At 69.7% G+C, this 16,657-nt stretch carries 17 protein-coding genes; 12 read left to right on the forward strand and 5 right to left on the reverse strand.

Annotation, left to right across the window (positions count from 1 at the left end; translation table 11 throughout):
• Positions 1-94 precede the first annotated feature (94 nt).
• Positions 95-682 carry a hypothetical protein gene (locus tag ACY0PA_RS27430; protein ID WP_473080263.1) on the forward strand — a complete coding sequence of 196 codons (588 nt, stop codon included), beginning with the start codon at positions 95-97 and terminating at the stop codon, positions 680-682.
• A gap of 164 nt (positions 683-846) precedes the next feature.
• On the opposite strand, the gene ACY0PA_RS27435 is transcribed toward ACY0PA_RS27430, so the two are convergent.
• Positions 847-1,110 carry a mycoredoxin gene (locus tag ACY0PA_RS27435; RefSeq protein WP_473080264.1) on the reverse strand — a complete coding sequence of 88 codons (264 nt, stop codon included), beginning with the start codon at positions 1,108-1,110 and terminating at the stop codon, positions 847-849.
• 218 nt (positions 1,111-1,328) lie between these two features.
• On the opposite strand from ACY0PA_RS27435, the gene ACY0PA_RS27440 reads away from it, so the two are divergent.
• The 4 genes from ACY0PA_RS27440 (at position 1,329) to ACY0PA_RS27455 (ending at position 4,896) form a co-directional block, all read left to right on the forward strand.
• On the forward strand, positions 1,329-3,548 hold the full coding sequence (locus ACY0PA_RS27440; protein ID WP_473080265.1) for an ATP-dependent DNA helicase UvrD2: 2,220 nt from the start codon (positions 1,329-1,331) through the stop codon (positions 3,546-3,548).
• Positions 3,549-3,711: 163 nt separating this feature from the next.
• Entirely contained in the window at positions 3,712-4,035 is a 324-nt protein-coding gene (locus ACY0PA_RS27445) for a hypothetical protein (RefSeq protein ID WP_473080266.1), read from the forward strand.
• 172 nt (positions 4,036-4,207) lie between these two features.
• A complete protein-coding gene (locus tag ACY0PA_RS27450; RefSeq protein ID WP_100596670.1) occupies positions 4,208-4,576 on the forward strand; it encodes a WhiB family transcriptional regulator in 369 nt (122 codons plus the stop codon).
• The gene (locus tag ACY0PA_RS27455; RefSeq protein WP_326774205.1) at positions 4,573-4,896 is read left to right on the forward strand and encodes a hypothetical protein; all 324 of its coding nucleotides are present in this window, start codon (positions 4,573-4,575) and stop codon (positions 4,894-4,896) included. The genes ACY0PA_RS27450 and ACY0PA_RS27455 overlap by 4 nt, the downstream gene beginning before the upstream one ends.
• A 352-nt stretch (positions 4,897-5,248) precedes the next feature.
• Here the strand turns inward: ACY0PA_RS27455 and ACY0PA_RS27460 are convergent, their stop codons facing one another.
• Both ACY0PA_RS27460 and ACY0PA_RS27465 read right to left on the reverse strand, forming a co-directional pair.
• The gene (locus tag ACY0PA_RS27460) at positions 5,249-6,727 is read right to left on the reverse strand and encodes an ABC1 kinase family protein (RefSeq protein WP_473080267.1); all 1,479 of its coding nucleotides are present in this window, start codon (positions 6,725-6,727) and stop codon (positions 5,249-5,251) included.
• Positions 6,728-6,768: 41 nt separating this feature from the next.
• The gene (locus ACY0PA_RS27465; protein ID WP_473080268.1) at positions 6,769-7,962 is read right to left on the reverse strand and encodes a ThiF family adenylyltransferase; all 1,194 of its coding nucleotides are present in this window, start codon (positions 7,960-7,962) and stop codon (positions 6,769-6,771) included.
• 303 nt (positions 7,963-8,265) lie between these two features.
• Here ACY0PA_RS27465 and ACY0PA_RS27470 point away from each other — a divergent pair, with 303 nt between their 5' ends.
• From ACY0PA_RS27470 to ACY0PA_RS27485, 4 genes are all read left to right on the forward strand, one after another.
• Positions 8,266-8,865 carry a M48 metallopeptidase family protein gene (locus ACY0PA_RS27470; protein WP_473080269.1) on the forward strand — a complete coding sequence of 200 codons (600 nt, stop codon included), beginning with the start codon at positions 8,266-8,268 and terminating at the stop codon, positions 8,863-8,865.
• A 243-nt stretch (positions 8,866-9,108) separates the two neighbouring features.
• A complete protein-coding gene (locus ACY0PA_RS27475; RefSeq protein ID WP_473080270.1) occupies positions 9,109-10,803 on the forward strand; it encodes a TerD family protein in 1,695 nt (564 codons plus the stop codon).
• Positions 10,804-10,814: 11 nt separating this feature from the next.
• Positions 10,815-11,495, forward strand: coding sequence for an AIM24 family protein (locus tag ACY0PA_RS27480; protein WP_100596677.1), 681 nt, complete (start codon positions 10,815-10,817; stop codon positions 11,493-11,495).
• 16 nt (positions 11,496-11,511) lie between these two features.
• Positions 11,512-12,267 (forward strand): AIM24 family protein, encoded by a 756-nt coding sequence (locus ACY0PA_RS27485; protein WP_473080271.1) that lies wholly within the window; start codon positions 11,512-11,514, stop codon positions 12,265-12,267.
• A gap of 93 nt (positions 12,268-12,360) precedes the next feature.
• Here the strand turns inward: ACY0PA_RS27485 and ACY0PA_RS27490 are convergent, their stop codons facing one another.
• Together ACY0PA_RS27490 and ACY0PA_RS27495 are read right to left on the reverse strand one after the other, a co-directional pair.
• Positions 12,361-12,885 (reverse strand): NUDIX hydrolase, encoded by a 525-nt coding sequence (locus ACY0PA_RS27490; RefSeq protein ID WP_473080272.1) that lies wholly within the window; start codon positions 12,883-12,885, stop codon positions 12,361-12,363.
• Positions 12,882-14,363 carry a zinc-dependent metalloprotease gene (locus ACY0PA_RS27495; RefSeq protein WP_473080273.1) on the reverse strand — a complete coding sequence of 494 codons (1,482 nt, stop codon included), beginning with the start codon at positions 14,361-14,363 and terminating at the stop codon, positions 12,882-12,884. Before ACY0PA_RS27495 ends, ACY0PA_RS27490 begins: the two co-directional genes overlap by 4 nt.
• A gap of 190 nt (positions 14,364-14,553) precedes the next feature.
• Between ACY0PA_RS27495 and ACY0PA_RS27500 the strand changes: the two genes are divergently transcribed.
• The 3 genes from ACY0PA_RS27500 to ACY0PA_RS27510 all read left to right on the forward strand — a co-directional run bounded on the left by ACY0PA_RS27500 (position 14,554) and on the right by ACY0PA_RS27510 (position 16,635).
• Positions 14,554-15,666: an SDR family oxidoreductase gene (locus ACY0PA_RS27500; RefSeq protein ID WP_100596681.1), complete on the forward strand. Its 1,113-nt coding sequence runs from the start codon at positions 14,554-14,556 to the stop codon at positions 15,664-15,666.
• Positions 15,667-15,786: 120 nt separating this feature from the next.
• Complete coding sequence (locus ACY0PA_RS27505; RefSeq protein ID WP_473080274.1) at positions 15,787-16,251, forward strand: molybdenum cofactor biosynthesis protein MoaE; 465 nt, start codon at positions 15,787-15,789, stop codon at positions 16,249-16,251.
• Between the two features lie 147 nt (positions 16,252-16,398).
• Positions 16,399-16,635 (forward strand): hypothetical protein, encoded by a 237-nt coding sequence (locus tag ACY0PA_RS27510; RefSeq protein WP_473080275.1) that lies wholly within the window; start codon positions 16,399-16,401, stop codon positions 16,633-16,635.
• The last annotated feature ends 22 nt before the right edge of the window (positions 16,636-16,657 follow it).

Raw genomic sequence — 16,657 nt, forward strand, 5'->3', positions numbered from 1 at the left:
CTGATCTGATCCGACCTGATCCGACCTGACCCGGGCCCAACCGGTCAGGCCGGATCGGGCCTGATCAGGCAGGGCATCCGCTTGGATAGGCCGTATGACCGTTCACGACGTAGCTCGCGGCCTTCCCGACATCCCAACCCTGCGGGACCTGTGCCGCTCGATGGCGATGCTGGAAGCGGTACTGAACCCGGACGGCGAGCGGTACTACTCGTACAGCCGCACCTGGTCGGACACGGACCAGATCGCTTCGATGAGAAGCGGCTCCGGGGACGAGCTCGACATCGTCTTCGCCCCCGCGGGCGCGTACATCCGGGCCTTCGACCACGAGTCGCCAATGAGCCCCTACGCCGACGATCTGCCCTGGCCAGGCGTGGTGGACTCGGTCCCCGCCCCGTTCCGCGCCTACGTCGACGAACCCGCCTTCACCGACGAAGACATGCCCATGGTGACGGCATGCCTATGGCGCGAGACGGAAGATGAACAGTGGCGCACGGGAGACATCGAATACCCCGACAACCACCCGGACCTCGACGGCTCCGGATGGATGTTCCGCCTGCTCACCGACGCGACCCCGGCCGCATTCCAGGCATTCGCCGAGGACTACTACGAGACCGCGGTCGACATCGACGTAGTACGCCACGTGTACGCCCACCGACCCTTGAACCGGGCCTTGACCGCTTGAACCCCGAGGCATCCATGACCACAGTCGCCCAAGAGGCGACCAAGATCGGCTACCCCCTGGAGGCGGACGCCGACCGGGACAGGCCAAAAGGAAAGTGACCACGAAATGCAGAAGACCCCCGCCGAAGCAGGGGCCAGTCTGTTCAGTCTGTACGGACGGAGCGATCAGGCGGCGCTGCCCAGCGCCTGCTTGACCTGAGCAAGGCTCGGGTTCGTCATGATGACCTCGGCCCCACCATCGGCGGGAACGACCTGAACGGTCGGAACCGTCTGGTTTCCGCCGTTCGCCTTCTCGACGAACGCCGCAGAATCCGGGTCCTGCTCGATGTTGACCTCGTTGTACTCGATGCCCTCGCGGTCCATCTGGCCCTTCAGCCGACGGCAGTAGCCGCACCACGTCGTGCTGTACATCGTCACAGTCCCCGGCATGTTCCTCATGCTCCTTCACGGCTCGGAATGCTTGTTCGCAATGAGTCGAACGTACGTGACCCGGCCACCATTCCCGCCCCCGCCCGAGCACCCGCCACCGCCCACGCATGACGCCCACCACACCCGCAGACGTGACACGCGCCGCATTAATACGACTGCACCCGCCCCCTGTGGACAACGCGACGCACCCGCCCCCACCGACCTGGCAGCATGGCGGGGTGACAGCAGCAACGCACTCCACCCTCTTCCCGCAGGTTCCGGACACGGCCGACGCGGTGCTCGACGGGCTCGACCCCGAACAGCGCGCCGTCGCCACCGCCCTGCACGGACCGGTGTGCGTCCTCGCCGGCGCGGGCACAGGCAAGACCCGCGCCATCACCCACCGCATCGCCTACGGCGTCCGCTCGGGCATCCTCCAGCCCAACAGCATCCTCGCCGTCACCTTCACCAACCGCGCAGCAGGCGAAATGCGCGGCCGACTCCGCCACCTCGGCGCCGGCGGAGTCCAGGCCCGCACCTTCCACGCCGCCGCCCTGCGCCAGCTCCAGTTCTTCTGGCCCAAAGCAGTCGGCGGCGAACTCCCCCGCATCGTCGACCGCAAGATCCAACTCGTCGCCGACGCGGCCGCCGCCTGCCGCATCCGCCTCGAACGCGGCGAACTCCGCGACGTCACGGCCGAAATTGAATGGTCCAAAGTCACCCAGACCGTCCCCGCCGACTACGCCGCAGCAGCCGCCAAAACCGGACGCCTCACCCCCCGCAACAACGCAGAGACCGCCCAGATCTACGCCACCTACGAAACGCTCAAGCGCGACCGCACCCTCATCGACTTCGAGGACGTCCTCCTGCTCACCGTCGGCATCCTCCAGGACCGCCACGACATCGCAGAACAGGTCCGCTCCCAGTACCAGCACTTCGTAGTCGACGAATACCAGGACGTCAGCCCCCTCCAGCAGCGGCTCCTCGACCTCTGGCTCGGCGACCGCGACAACCTCTGCGTCGTCGGCGACGCCAGCCAGACCATCTACTCCTTCACCGGCGCCACCCCCGACCACCTGCTCAACTTCCGCACCCGCCACCCCGGCGCCACCGTCGTCAAACTCGTGCGCGACTACCGCTCCACCCCCCAGGTCGTCCACCTCGCCAACACCCTCCTCTCCCACGCCAAAGGCCGTGCCGCCGAACACCGCCTCGAACTCATCTCCCAGCGGGACCGAGGACCAGAACCCGCCTACGCCGACTACGCCGACGAACCCACCGAAGCCGAAGGCACCGCCCGCCGCATCCGCACCCTCATCGACAACGGCGTCTCCGCCGGCGAAATCGCCATCCTGTTCCGCACCAACGGACAGTCCGAGATCTACGAGCAAGCCCTCGCCGACGCCGGTATCCCCTACCAGCTACGCGGCGCAGAACGCTTCTTCGAGCGCGCGGAAGTACGCAAAGCAGGCCACGCCCTCCGCAGCGCCGCCCGCTTCGGAAACAACGACTCCCTCCTCGACGACGCCGTCGACCTGCCCTCCCAGGTCCGAGCCGTCCTCTCCGGCGAAGGCTGGACCAGCCAACCCCCCGACGGCTCCGGAGCCGTCCGCGAACGATGGGAATCCCTCGCCGCCCTCGTACGCCTCGCCGAAGACTTCGCCCGCGCCAAACCCACCGCCACCCTCACTGACCTCGTCGCCGAACTCGACGAACGCGCCGCCGCCCAACACGCACCCACCGTCGAAGGCATCACCCTCGCCTCCCTGCACGCCGCCAAGGGCCTCGAATGGGACGCCGTCTTCCTCGTCGGCCTCGCCGAAGGCATGATGCCGATCACCTACGCCAAGACCGACGAACAAATCGAGGAAGAACGCCGCCTCCTCTACGTCGGCGTCACCCGGGCCCGCCACCACCTCAGCCTGTCCTGGGCCCTCTCCCGCTCACCCGGCGGCCGCCCCAACCGCCGCCCCAGCCGCTTCCTCGACGGCATCCGGCCAGGCACCTCAGGAGCCGCGGCCCGCAACACCAGCACCGGACAAGGCGGCATCGAACACGGCACACCCTCAACGCTCCGCACCACCACCGGACCCGTCCGACGCCGCACCGCCCGAACCGTCGCCCGCTGCCACGTCTGCGGACGCACCCTCACCGACGCCGGCGAGATGAAACTCATGCGCTGCGAGGACTGCCCCTCCGACATGGACGAGGGCCTCTACGAGCGACTCCGCGACTGGCGCGCCGACCAGGCGCAACAGCTCGGACAGCCCGCCTTCTGCGTCTTCACCGACAAGACCCTCATCGCCATCGCCGAAGCCATGCCCGAAGACGCGGCCCAACTCGCCCGCATCCCGGGCGTCGGCATGCGCAAGCTCAACCGGTTCGGCGCCGACGTGCTCACCATCTGCGCAGGTGGGGCCCCAGATGCGGGCGTTGGAGGAGTCGACGAGGACGACTGATGCAAACTCGTCGAAAAAATAGTTTGCGCATGCCCCAGCAATCCCCATAGGTTCTTAAGCACGGGAACAGCGCCTCTTCTCCGAGGCACTGGTTCCGTGCTGTACTAAACCCGTCGGACCGGTTCACCCCGGTCCCAGAGACGCCGAGAGGAGGCGAATTCCAGTGATCAGCATCAACGCCAGCTTCATCAGCACCGCCAAAATGACCGATCGCTCGGTCGTCGCTTCCTGCCTGCTCGGTTTCTCGAACCTGGGCACCGGTGCGTCCGGCATTTCCGCCGCCCGTCCGGAGTCCTTCCTGTCTCTCGCCGGCCTTCCCGTCCGCGAGGGCAATGAGCGACCGACCAAGGCACCGGAAGCAGTAGCAACGGCACAGGCCCAGGCCTATGCCTTTGCGGCGGCCGGTGCCGGATCCCGGAAGCAGACGACGCACCACCACACGATGTGGGCCTTCCGTGGGCTCGAACCCTGGAGTGATCCAGCCTGATCCTCGATCAGGCCGGCGCCTTCAGGGCCGCGGAACCCCACCCGGGATCCGCGGCCCTTCTGTTTTGCCCGCACGGGACAACAGAACGAAGGGGCCTCGGGAACAAGAAAAGACCCGGTACCACCGCCACCCGGCCCACAGGCCGGAACGACCAGACGAGGAAGACAACACCGTGCAACTCGAAGCGCACGCCCCGTCAGTACCGCCTTCAGACACTCTCCCCCCGCCCGGTCTCACGGAGGACCCCACCTTGAACCCCCTGACTGCGCTCACCGCGCTCGACGACGCCATCGAGAGCCTCGGCGTACCCGTCCCCTGCCGTGCCTACGACCCCGAGGTCTTCTTCGCGGAGTCGCCGGCGGACGTCGAGTACGCCAAGTCCCTCTGCCGCACCTGCCCGCTCGTCGAGGCCTGCCTCGCCGGTGCCAAGGAGCGGCGCGAGCCCTGGGGCGTCTGGGGCGGCGAACTGTTCGTCCAGGGCGTCGTCGTAGCCCGGAAGCGGCCGCGTGGCCGCCCCCGCAAGAACCCGGTCGCGGCATGAACGCACGAGGAACGATCGACCGCCCCCTGACGCACGACCCCCAGAAGCAGGCCCCGATGAAGCCGTCCACCAGCGAGCCCACCGGCTCTGCGACCCCAGACTTCACCACCACCGACGCGAACGACTCGCGCCAGAACAGGACCCGAGAGATGCAACTCATCCCAGAAGCGCTGGCTCGTGCGCATATGCACGAGCGGCTGCGCTCCGCCGAGGCCGAACGCCGCGCACTGCGCCTGGCAACGGCACGCCGGATGCAGCGCCGCGCCGAGCGCGCATCACTGCGCGCCCGCCGCGCGCTCGCCATGGCGGTCATGCAGTGACCCAACCCCGCGGGGGCCGATCCACAACGGACCGGCCCCCGCGGTGCGTTGCCCCCCAGCCTCGGAAGACAGAGCTATCGTCACCACGTGACGTCTCTTCCCGACGGCGACTCAGCGCAGCGACCCGAGCCCGAACCCGGCACCATCGTGTGCGCCCTCTGCAGCACCACCGCCCAGGGCGCCCCGCCGACGTGGACCTACTCAGTGGAGAACGGGACCGGCCGGCGTTACTGCGACCGCTGCGCCCGGGAGAACCTGAGGGCTATTGAGGGGCGGCTGGATTCGGAGTGGTGGTGAGCTTCGGTGAACGTTCCTTGGGGGCTTCCCTCCCCACCCCGCCCCCAGTTTTTGATCACGCCTCAGCAGCCGAGACGCCCTCGCTTGTCCCCGCGCTCGCCGCTGCTTCCGCAGCTATGTCTTCGACCGCGCCGACGGCCGAGCCCTCGACCGTGACGCCGGCCGATCCCACGACCGCTCCGCCTGCCGCGTCGTCAACCGGCTCCTCGTCCCCCGCCAGGAATCCCGGTAGCCACCTCTCAAGTTCGTCCCGTAGCCGTACCGTCGCGCCGAGTTGGCACAGGACTCCGATGGTGCTGAGGGTCACGCGATGTATCAGGAGGTAGGAGGGCGGCAGGTTCAGTTGCTTGCCGAGCTGGTGGGCGGGGGAGCGCAGATCGGCAATGCGTGCGGCCTGGCCGCGCATCCAGCCGCGCGTGAAGGTGAACTCGTCGACCAGGGCCGGCTCGATGATCGGCAACAGGTACTCGAGCACCGCGTCGGGTTCAAGGTCGATCGTCTCCTTGACGAAGCCCTCTGTGCACAGCAGTTCGTAGACTGCTTCCGCGTTGCCCGCCAGGGTCATGCGCAGTGACGTCCCGATGGTTTCGGGGAGGCCGCCGGGGAGCCGGTCCACGGTGCCGAAGTCGAGGACTCCGAGTCGCCAGCCGTTCTTCTCGTCGGGCAGCAGCCGGAAGTTTCCAGGGTGCGGATCGGCGTGGAGGAGGTTGGTGCGGGCCGGGCCCGAGAACAGGAAGCGGGCGAGAAGCTGTCCTGCCCGGTTCCGTTGCTCGTCGGTGCCGTCGATGATCACCTCGGAGAGAGGTGTTCCGTCTATCCATTCGGTGATGAGGACCTGGTCGCACTGGTGTACCACGTCGGGTACATGCACATCGGGATCGTCGGCGAACTCTTCGGCGCAAGCCCGCTGGGCCTGTGCCTCCAGCTCGTAGTCGAGTTCCTCGGACACCCGGTCGCGCAGTTCCGTGATGAGCGGCTTGATGTCCATGCCGGGGATCAGGGGGCCGAGGAGGCGGGCGAAGCGGCCGAGTTGGTTCAGGTCGGAAAGCAGGGCCTCGCCGGCTCCCGGGTACTGCACCTTGACGGCGACCTCGCGGCCGTCGTGCCAGATGGCGCGATGGACCTGCCCTATCGATGCGGCTGCCGCGGGCTTGTCCTCGAACTCCAGGAAGTTCTCCCGCCATTCGTCGCCGAGCCGTTCCGCGAGGACGGCGTAAACCGTCCTGGTGGGCATGGGGGGCGCCGCTTCCTGGAGTTTGGTCAGCGCGGCGCGGTACGGGCCTGCGACCTCCTCGGGGAGGGCGGATTCGAAGACGGACATGGCCTGCCCGAACTTCATGGCTCCGCCTTTGAGCTCACCGAGAACCTTGAAGAGCTGGTCCGCCGTGCGCTGTTGCAGTTCCCGCCCGACGATCTCGGCGGACTTCCCGCCGATGCGTTTGCCGAGGCCCCAGGTCGCGCGCCCGGCGAAGCCGAGTGGCAGCGCGGCCAGTTTGGCGGTACGGGTTACCGCCTTCCGGGGAAGATCAGACATGCGCCCCTCCAAGTCCCAGCCTGCCGTGCCGCCAGTGGCGGTTACCCGGCCATTGTGTCGTGCTGCTCTCCGCCCTCGGAGGTCCGCTCCCCCTTACGTCTCTCACCTGCTCCGCATGAGCAGTCCGGATGTGCCCATACCGGGCGGGCGTGCCAGTCGAGTCCCGGGGCCGATGCCTCCCAGCGGGCGCCGGTGCTGGACGGCAGTTCGCCGTCGAGGAAGGCCAGCGTGTGCGCCGCCGTGAGTCCGGCGACGGCCGTGGCGAGAGCCAGGTCGCATGCGGGTACCTGGAGTTGACGTCCGGAACGCCATTGGGCGAGCAGCCGGGGCCAGGTGGGGTCGCGGTCCGTGCGGTCCAGCGACAGGCAGCCGGCGCAGGCGGTGCCGCCGGGCAGTACCAGGGGGCCGACGACTCCGGTGGCCTCGACCACTCCGGCGTAGAGGTGGGGCGTGCCCGAGGCGATGAGTTCTTCGGCGGCCAGGGGGTCGGGAGTGTGGGCGGACAGGCCGTCGCGTGGGGCGATGATCACGAGGGAGAGGGCCGGTTCCTCGACTGAGGGCGGGGCTTGGATCTCTGACCGGGATGGGGGCTGGGCTTGGGATTGAGCTGGGCCGGAGCGGCGGTCGGGGCGGGGTGGGCGGTCCGGTGCCGCCTTGCGTACGGCTCGATACGCGGCCGTGTCTCGGCGTTCTCCGACGGATTCGACGGGGAGTCCGCCCGGGGCCACGTCCCACGGTTCGACACAGCCTCCGTCGCGCACATCGACGTGGCCGACGCCTGCGGCGGACAGGACGGACGCGATGACCGTGCCGACGCGGCCGGTTCCCCGGACCTGGACGCGCATGCTGCGGCGGGCCGCCAATTTCCGTGCCCCTGCGGCTGGTTCAGGGGAGAGGACCGTGAGGGCTGCCAGGTCGGGGCGGAGTCGGTCGAGGACTCCTTGGCGCCTGCGGAGCGCGTCGAAGGCCGGGCCTCCGCCGGTGGCGTCGTCGAGCAGTCCGGCCCTCGTCAGCCGGTGGAGCAGGGCGTCGACATGGCCGTCGGGCAGTCCCATCCGGCGGCCTTCGTCGCGGAGCAGGGCCACGCCGCGGGTTCCGTCGAGGAGGGTGAGGAAGGTGCCGGTCGCGGTGTCGACCGGACCGAGTACGACGGCGTGGGCGGCTGCCACGCCGAACTGGACGGTATTGAGGTCGCGCCAGCCGCGTCGCAGCGCCGGTTTCAGGATCGGATGCATGGCTGTCGGCGGTGAAGTGCCCATCTGTTCCCCCGTGATGTGCCTGTGTTCTCACTTGGTGATCAAGTTGGCGATCAAGTTGATGACGTTGACGAAGTTGGTGGCGTTGGTGACGTGACCGCGGTCCGGAATTCGGGTGGCTCGTCGGTCGATTGCCAGGATGCACGGCGGGGGGAATCCGTGTGAAAAGTTATCCACAGGGGGTGGGTGTTAGTCGTATAAATCGCGCGGGAGGGGTGCGGGGCCGCACCGAAGAGTCCCGGAGGCGGGACTTCCTCCATGTGCAGCGGGTAACGTCGGGGCGTGTCCGCCGACCCACTGCACCGTGCCACGAACACGCAGCGCAGCACGACCAGCCCGCCGCCGAGCGGCCCGAGGGCGAGCGCGGTAGAGGTCCGCAGAAGCGCCCGGCGCCGCCGAACGGTCTCCGCGTATCGCGAGGGTGACCGGACCGTCGTCCTCATTCCGGCCCGTATGTCGGAGGCCGAGGAGAAGCGCTGGGTCAACGTCATGCTCGACAAGCTGGCCGCGCAGGAGAGCAAACGGGTCCTGGGGGACGCGCAGCTCGCTGAGCGGGCGGAGCGGCTGTCCGAGCAGTGCTTCGATGGCCGTGCCCGCCCGACGTCCGTGCGCTGGGTGACGAATCAGAACACGCGCTGGGGGTCGTGCACGCCGTCCGAGGGCAGCATCCGGCTGTCGCACCGGCTGCAGGGGATGCCGGAGTACGTCGTCGACTACGTACTCGTCCACGAGTTGGCGCATCTGCTGGTGCCGGGGCACGGGCCGCGGTTCTGGCGTCTGCTTGAGGCGTATCCGCGCACGGAGCGGGCGCGGGGCTATCTCGAGGGTGTTGTCGCGGCCGACCGGTTGCCGCCGCACCTGCCGGCCGCTCGCGAGGAGTGAGCACCTGGGAGTGAGCGCCCACGAGTGGGCCTCCCATGAGCGACCGCCTTGGAGTGACTGACCGAGCAGTCACCCTCTTATGACCTTCCGGCGTCCAGGTGTGACTGACCGTCGCCCCTTCGCTGATTCCGCCCGCCGCGTGCCCGTTGTGTACCAGGGCTGTACCGGCTGCCGCCGCTGCCAGTGATTGCGGTTAGCCTGACGCGACGTATTCACCTTCGGGATGGGGGACGGTCGTTACGCATGGCCAGGGAATTCCAACGCGGCCACAAGGCCAAGATCAGTGACCTCACCGCGGGCACCGATCTGTACGTAGGCGTGCAGATCACGGGGCCCGGGCTGACCTTCGACATCAGCTGCTTCGGTCTTGACGCCGACGAACGGCTCTCGGACGACCGGTATTTCGTCTTCTTCAATCAGCCGAAATCGCCCGAGGAGTCGATTCAGCTCCTCGGTGCCCAGGCCGGCGACAGCGAGTCCTTCCGCGTCACCCTCGACCGGATCCCGGCGAACATCCAGAAGCTGTCGTTCACCGCGACGATCGACGGCGCCGGGCAGATGTCGCAGATCGCCCCCGGATACGTACGGATCGTCGCGGGCGGCGAGGAGGTCGCCCGCTATTCGTTCAACGGCACGGAGTTCTCGACCGAACGTGCCGTGATGCTGGGCGACTTCTACCTGAAGGACGTCTGGCGGTTCGCGGCCGTCGGGCAGGGGTTCGACGGCGGACTCGACGCGCTGCTGAAGAACTTCGGCGGTGAGGTCGCCGACGAGGAGCCCGCCGCCGCGCCGCCCCAGCAGCAGGCCGGTGCACCGTCGTTCGCGCCGCCCGGGCAGGCCACGGCGCCACCCGCGTTCGGCGCGCCCGCACCCGCAACGCCCGCGCCCGCCCCGGCCCCCCAGCCCGCCCAGCAGGGCTACGCGCCGCCGCCCGCGCCCGCCCCGGCCTCGCCGTCGGTGCACGCGGCGCCGACGATCGTCGCACCGCTGGCCACGCCGCCCGGCGCCATGCAGCCGCCTGCCGCGCCCACCCCGCACGCGCCGCCCATCGGACAGGTGCCGGGTCAGACCGCGCCCCCGCCTCCGGGCTACGGGCAGCCGACCGCGCCTCCCGGCTACGGACAGCAGCCCCAGGCGCCGACCCCGCCTCCGGGCTACGGTCAGCCGACTCCGCCTCCCGGTTACGGGCAGCAGCCGCCCGGTCAGTTCCCCGGTCAGCAGGGTGCCCCGTCGCCGTACGGGGCACCTCAGGGTGTGCCGCAGGGCGGAGGTGCTGCCGGTGTGGCCGCCGCGCTTTCGGCGTTCCGTGAGGCGCCCACCGGTCAGCGGTGGACCTTGCAGAACAAGAAGCTGATCCGCGTCGACCTCGGCGCCGGCGGCGACCAGCCGGTGCTCGCCCGTCAGGGCAGTATGGTGCTCTACCAGGGCAAGGTCGAGTTCAGCTACAAGGGCGCGGGCTTCGCCGGCCGGATCGTGGGCAACGCGACCGGCCAGGAGATGCAGCTGATGCGCTGCACCGGCCGCGGCCAGGTCTTCCTCGCGGAGGAGGCCACGCATCTGCACCCCATCGAGCTCCAGGGCGACGCGATCTGCGTATCCGCGGAGAACGTTCTGGCGTTCGACGAGAGCCTCCAGCACGAGGTGCGCAGGATCGAGGGGCACGGCATTCCCGGCGGCGCCCTGTTCGTCATGCAGTTCCAGGGCACGGGCACGGTCGTCGTCAAGACGCACGGCACACCCGTCGTGCTGCCCGTGACGCCGACGACGTTCGCCGACTGCAACGCGGTCGTCGCCTGGTCGGCCGCCGCGCAGGCGATCGTGTCCAGCCAGGTGCGCATGCGCTACAACGCCTACCCGGGACACAGCGGGGAGAGCGTGAACCTCCAGTTCCGGGGTGCGCCAGGGAACTTCATCGTCGTCCAGCCGTTCGAGGTCTGAGGGAGCCCGTCATGAATCAGCCGCTCGCGGGTTACGCCCCGACCCCGGTAGCCGCCCGCATGGAGAACCACGGCGCCAACATGCTCAAGGTCGCCATGCAGACCGGCAACGACCTCCTCGCGCGCGTGGGCTCGATGGTCGCCTACGAAGGGTTCGTCCAGTACGAGCCCAACCCGCCCGCCGTCCGCCAGATCGCCCGCGACTGGATGACCGGCGAGGGCGCGCCCCTGATGAAGGCCACCGGAGACGGCATCCTCTACCTCGCCGACTACGGCGCCGAGATTGTCGTCATCAACCTCGGCGGCGACTCGATCTCGGTGAACGGCACGAACCTGCTCGCCTTCGACGCGCACCTCCAGTGGGGCGTCGAGCGAGTCAAGGGCCTCGCCAAGTTCGCCGGGCAGGGCCTGTGGAACATCAAGATCTCCGGGCAGGGCTATGTCGCCCTCACGTCCCGGGGCACCCCCATCGTCGTCGACTGCGGCCGCGGCGAGGACGAGACGTACGTCGACCCGGACGCGTTGATCGCCTGGTCCCCGAACCTCAAGGTGAAGGGCAAGCGCAGCTTCAAGGCCGGCTCGCTCATCGGGCGCGGCAGCGGCGAGGCCTACCAGATGGGCTTCTCCGGGGAAGGCATTGTCGTCGTACAGCCCAGTGAGGACAGCACCGACCGCCTCCGAGTCCGGGGCTGAGGGGGAACGGAACACCATGCAGAGCCCGCTTTTCGCGCACTCCGAGCAGCAGACCCAGGAGCGCTACGCCGTCCAGAACCCGCAGCTGCTGCGGGTCACCCTGGAAGGCCACGACGACATCCTCGCCCGCAAGGGCGCCATGGTCGCCTACCAGGGCCTTGTCGAGTTCGACGGCGAGATCCAGACCTCCGGTCAGCGGCGCGCCCGCGCCAGCACCGGTGAGGGCCTCGACCTGATGCGCTGCCACGGGCAGGGCACCGTCTACCTCGCCAACCTCGCCCAGTACATCCACGTGGTGGAGGTCGAGCAGGACGGTCTGACCGTGGACAGCAGCTACGTCCTCGCGCTCGACTCCTCGCTCAGTTACCAGGTCGTCGCCGTCGACAGCCAGTACGGCATCTCCGGCTCCGGCAAGTACCAGCTCAACATCACCGGGCGCGGCAAGGTCGCCCTGATGACGTCGGGGCAGCCGCTGATGCTCCAGGTCACCCCGGACCGGTACGTCAACGCCGACGCGGACGCGATCGTCGCCTGGTCCAACGGCCTGCGCGTGCAGATGCAGGCCCAGACGCACTCCTCCGGAGTGTGGCGGCGCCGCGGCAACACGGGTGAGGGCTGGGAGCTCAGCTTCATGGGCCAGGGCTACGCCCTCGTGCAGCCCAGCGAGCTGCTGCCCCCGCAGAACGCGGTGATCGGCCAGGGCCTCGGCGCCCAGTACGGCATGGGCCAGCAGGGTGCCCGCGGCCAGAACCAGGGCAACGTCTGGAGCTGACCCAAAGGGCGACCATCTGTCCTGAGTGACCATGTGCCATGTGGCATGTGTAAGGGGCGGCCACCATGGTGGCCGCCCCTTACACATGCCCGCTCACAGTCGGGCGCGCGTCGCCTCCACCAGGCGCACGACGGAGTCGTCCGCCATGCCCGCGACCTCGTCGTACGGGAACCAGCGCAGGTCGAGCGACTCGTCGCTGATGGCGGCCACCGCGTCGGCGGGAGCGACAGCCGCGTACTGCGTGTCGAGATGCCGGGTGCACGGTCCCGGGATCGGATGCCGGTCGAGCCGCACGGGGCCGCCCGGCAGGAGCGTCAGGCCGGGGATGCCGGACTCCTCGGTCGCCTCCCGTAGCGCGGCGTCCGCGAGCGTCAGGTCACCCGGCTCGCAGTGGCCGCCCATCTGCAGCCACATCTGGAGCTTCTTGTGCAGCGTGAGCAGCACCCGCCCGCGGGACGGGTCGATGACCAGCGCGCTCGCCGTCAGATGACCGTCCGTGCAGGCCTTCCACATGCCGTCCTCGGGATGGGCGGACAGGTGGTCCAGGTACGCCTGGCGCAGCTCGGGCTGGCCCTCGTAGGCCTTCAGTACGAGGACCGCGTCGTCGTGCAGCGTCACTTGCCCTCGTCGTCCTTGGAGCCGTCGGAGCCGTCGGAGTCGTCCGTGGAGCTGTCCGCGGGACCGTCGCCCTTGGAGTCGCCCTCCTTGGAGAGGTTCGGCTTGTCCAGGCCGCCGCTCGCCGCCTCGCCGAGCATCTTGTCGATCTCGGAGAAGTCCAGCTGCTCGCGGTGCACGAAGCCGTCCGGGTCGTCCAGGTCCGAAGCCGTCGGCAGCATGTCCGGGTGCGCCCACAGGCCGTCGCGCCCGTCCACACCGCGCGCGTCCGTCAGCGAGGCCCACAGTCGCGAGGCGTCCCGCAGGCGGCGCGGGCGCAGCTCCAGACCGATCAGCGTGGCGAACGTCTGCTCGGCGGGGCCGCCGGTCGCCCGGCGGCGGCGCAGCGTCTCACGGAGCGCGTCGGCCGACGACAGGCGCGGCTTCGCGGCCGCGTGGACCACGGCGTCGACCCAGCCCTCGACGAGCGCGAGAGCGGTCTCCAGGCGGGCCAGGGCGGCCTTCTGCTCCGGAGTGTCCTCCGGCTGGAACATGCCCTGCTGAAGCGCCTCCTGCAGCTGCTCCGGGTTCTGCGGGTCGAGCTGGCCGACCGCGTCCTCCAGCTTCGCCGTGTCGACCTTGATGCCGCGCGCGTACCCCTCGACCGCGCCGAACAGGTGCGAGCGCAGCCACGGCACATGCGAGAAGAGCCGCTGGTGGGCGGCCTCGCGCAGTGCCAGGTAGAGCCGCACCTCCTCCTTGGGGATGCCGAGGTCCTTGCCGAACGCCTCGATGTTCACCGGCAGGAGCGCCGCCTTGCCGGCGGGGCCGAGCGGCAGACCGATGTCGGTCGAGCCGACGACCTCGCCCGCGAGGACGCCGACGGCCTGCCCGATCTGCGAGCCGAACATGGCGCCGCCCATGGAGCGCATCATCCCGATGAGCGGGCCCGCCATGGCCTGCATCTCCTCGGGAAGGACATCGCCCATGGCCAGGCCGACACGCTCGGCGACCGGGTCGACGAGTTCCTTCCACACCGGGAGGGTCGCCTCGACCCACTCGGCGCGGCTCCACGCCACCGCGGACCCGGCGCCCGACGGCAGCGACGTCGCGTCGTCGAGCCACAGGTCGGCCAGGCGCACGGCCTCCTCGACCTGCGAGCGCTCGGCGGGGCCGACACTCGCGTCCTTGGTGCCGTCGGCGGTGCCCTGGGAGACCGTCTGACGGGCGATGTCCTTGGCCATCTCCCAGTTCACCGGGCCGCCCTCGTACGAGAGCATCTGGCCGAGCTGCTGGAAGGCGGCCCCCAGGTCATTGGGGTTCAGGGAACCGAACATCGCGGCGAAGGGGTTGTCCCCGCCGCCCATGCCGGGCAGTCCTCCGAAACCGAAGGGGTTGGCAGGTCCCTGGCCGCCACCGCCCTGCTGATCCTTCTTCTTGCCCTCGTCGCCGTCGTCCGGCTCCTCCGGCGGAAGGCCGAATCCGAATGGGGTGTCACTCACGGGGTTCCTCGGCTGGTAAGGCCACCGGTTCTGTCCCGGCGGCGTTTGCCCGACTACACACCCAGCGTAGACACCGTGACGCGATCGGGCCTCGGTGCTCCGCTGACTCACGGCCTGCGGCAGGATGGATGCCTCCTGGTACGTACGCGTCGTACACGTACGTACTGAATACAACCGCTGGAGACGCCCGGTGAGTTCCCCAGATCCACAGGTTCGCGCAGCGCGAAACCCTTCGACCAGTTCCGGAGCGCGCGGCCCCGTCGTCGCGGTCACCGGTGCCGCCTCCGGCGTCGGCGCGCTCCTTACCGAGCGACTCGCCGCATCCGACGAGATCAAGCAGGTTCTGGCCATCGACGAGCGGCGCGGTGAGTGCGCGTCCGCGACCTGGCACATCCTGGACGTGCGCGACCCGGCGATCGCCGAGAAGCTGCGCGGCGCGGACGTCGTCGTGCACCTCGCGCTCGACCTCGACCTGGAGACCGACCCCGCCGCCCGTACGGCGTACAACGTGCGCGGCACCCAGACGGTGCTCACCGCCGCGGCCGCCGCCGGAGTCCATCGGGTCGTCCTGTGCACCTCGGCGATGGTCTACGGAGCGCTCGAGGACAACGAGCTGCCCCTCTCCGAGGACGCCGAACTGCGCGCGACCGCGGAGGCCACCGGCGTCGGCGACCTCCTGGAGGTCGAGCGGCTCGCCCGCCGCGCGCCGCGCGCCCACCCCGGACTCAACGTGACCGTGGTCCGCCCCGCCACCCTCGTCGGCGGCACCGACACCGCCCTGACCAGGTATTTCGAGTCGCCGCGGCTCCTCGTCGTGGCGGGATCCCGGCCCGCCTGGCAGTTCTGCCACGTCGAGGACCTGTGCAGCGCCCTCGAGTACGCCGTCCTGGAGAAGGTCGAAGGGGAACTCGCCGTCGGCTGCGACGGCTGGCTGGAGCAGGAGGAGGTCGAGGAGCTCAGCGGGATCCGGCGCATGGAGCTGCCCTCCGCGGTCGCCCTGGGCGCCGCGGCCCGGCTTCACCGGATCGGGCTCACGCCGTCCCCCGCCGGCGACCTCGCGTACACGATGTACCCCTGGGTGGTCAGCGTGAGCCGGCTGCACGACGCCGGATGGCGCCCGCAGTGGACCAACGAGGAGGTCCTCGCCGAACTCCTCGAGGAGGTCTCGGGACGGCACACCGTCGCGGGCCGCCGCCTCGGACGCAAGGACGCGACCGCGGCCGGAGCGGCCGGAGCCACCGTCGCCCTGCTCGGCGCTGCCGCCGTCGTGCGCCGGGCCCGCAAGGCCAGGCGCAGGATCTGACAGCCCGCCCCGGTCGGCACCCGGATCGGCCCGCCCTGTAGGAGGCTCCAACCCCCTACGCGCGCGTGCCGGTGGAAAGCGCTATTCCGTGCCGGTGGCCGCGTACGGCACGATGGCCTCATGGCACGCACCACGAACGACCACCCCGGAGAGCAGCCGGCACACGACCCCATCCGGCTCATCGCGATCCGAGACACGCCCTTGTCCGTGGACGAGGTGTTCCGGGCCGTCGGGGAGGACGCGGCGGGCGGCACGGCGCTGTTCGTGGGGACGGTGCGCAATCACGACGGTGGCGCCGACGTCGACGCACTCGGGTACTCGTGCCACCCCTCCGCCGAGATCGAGATGCGGACCGTCGCCGAGAAGGTCGTCGCCCAGTTCCCGGTGCGCGCCCTCGCGGCCGTCCACCGAGTGGGCGATCTGGCGGTCGGCGACATCGCGGTCGTCGTCGCCGTGTCCTGCCCGCACCGCGGAGAGGCCTTCGAGGCCTGCCGCAAACTGATCGACGACCTCAAGCACGAGGTGCCCATCTGGAAGCACCAGGAGTTCTCGGACGGCACCGAGGAGTGGGTCGGCGCCTGCTGACCCACCGGAGCCAGGCCACGACCATCGCCTTCGGCCACACGGGCGGTTCCGGTTGCGTAACCGCACCCCTGCGGCGAGCGTTGACACAGCAGATGGTTAATCTGCTGATCAGTCAGTTGTGGTGGCTCACGGGGTCGGAGGTTCGGCATGGCGGCGCTCTTGTGGCTGCTCATTCCGCTTGTCGCAGCGGTCGGCGCCGGTCTGTGGGGCAGCTGGGCCGCACGGAACCGCAGGACCGGTGACGTGTCGGAGCTCAACGGGTACGTCCGCTTCCGCGAGGCCATGGAACGGTCGCACACCAGCACGGAGACGGACCCCCTCGATCCCGAGGCGGACGCGCTGCCCCCCGTCGAGTCCCGGACGGACGCCCCAGCGGTGCACTGACAGACCGGTCCCGTACTGTCGT

The sequence above is a fragment of the Streptomyces sp. DS1-CR2 genome (assembly GCF_055760475.1).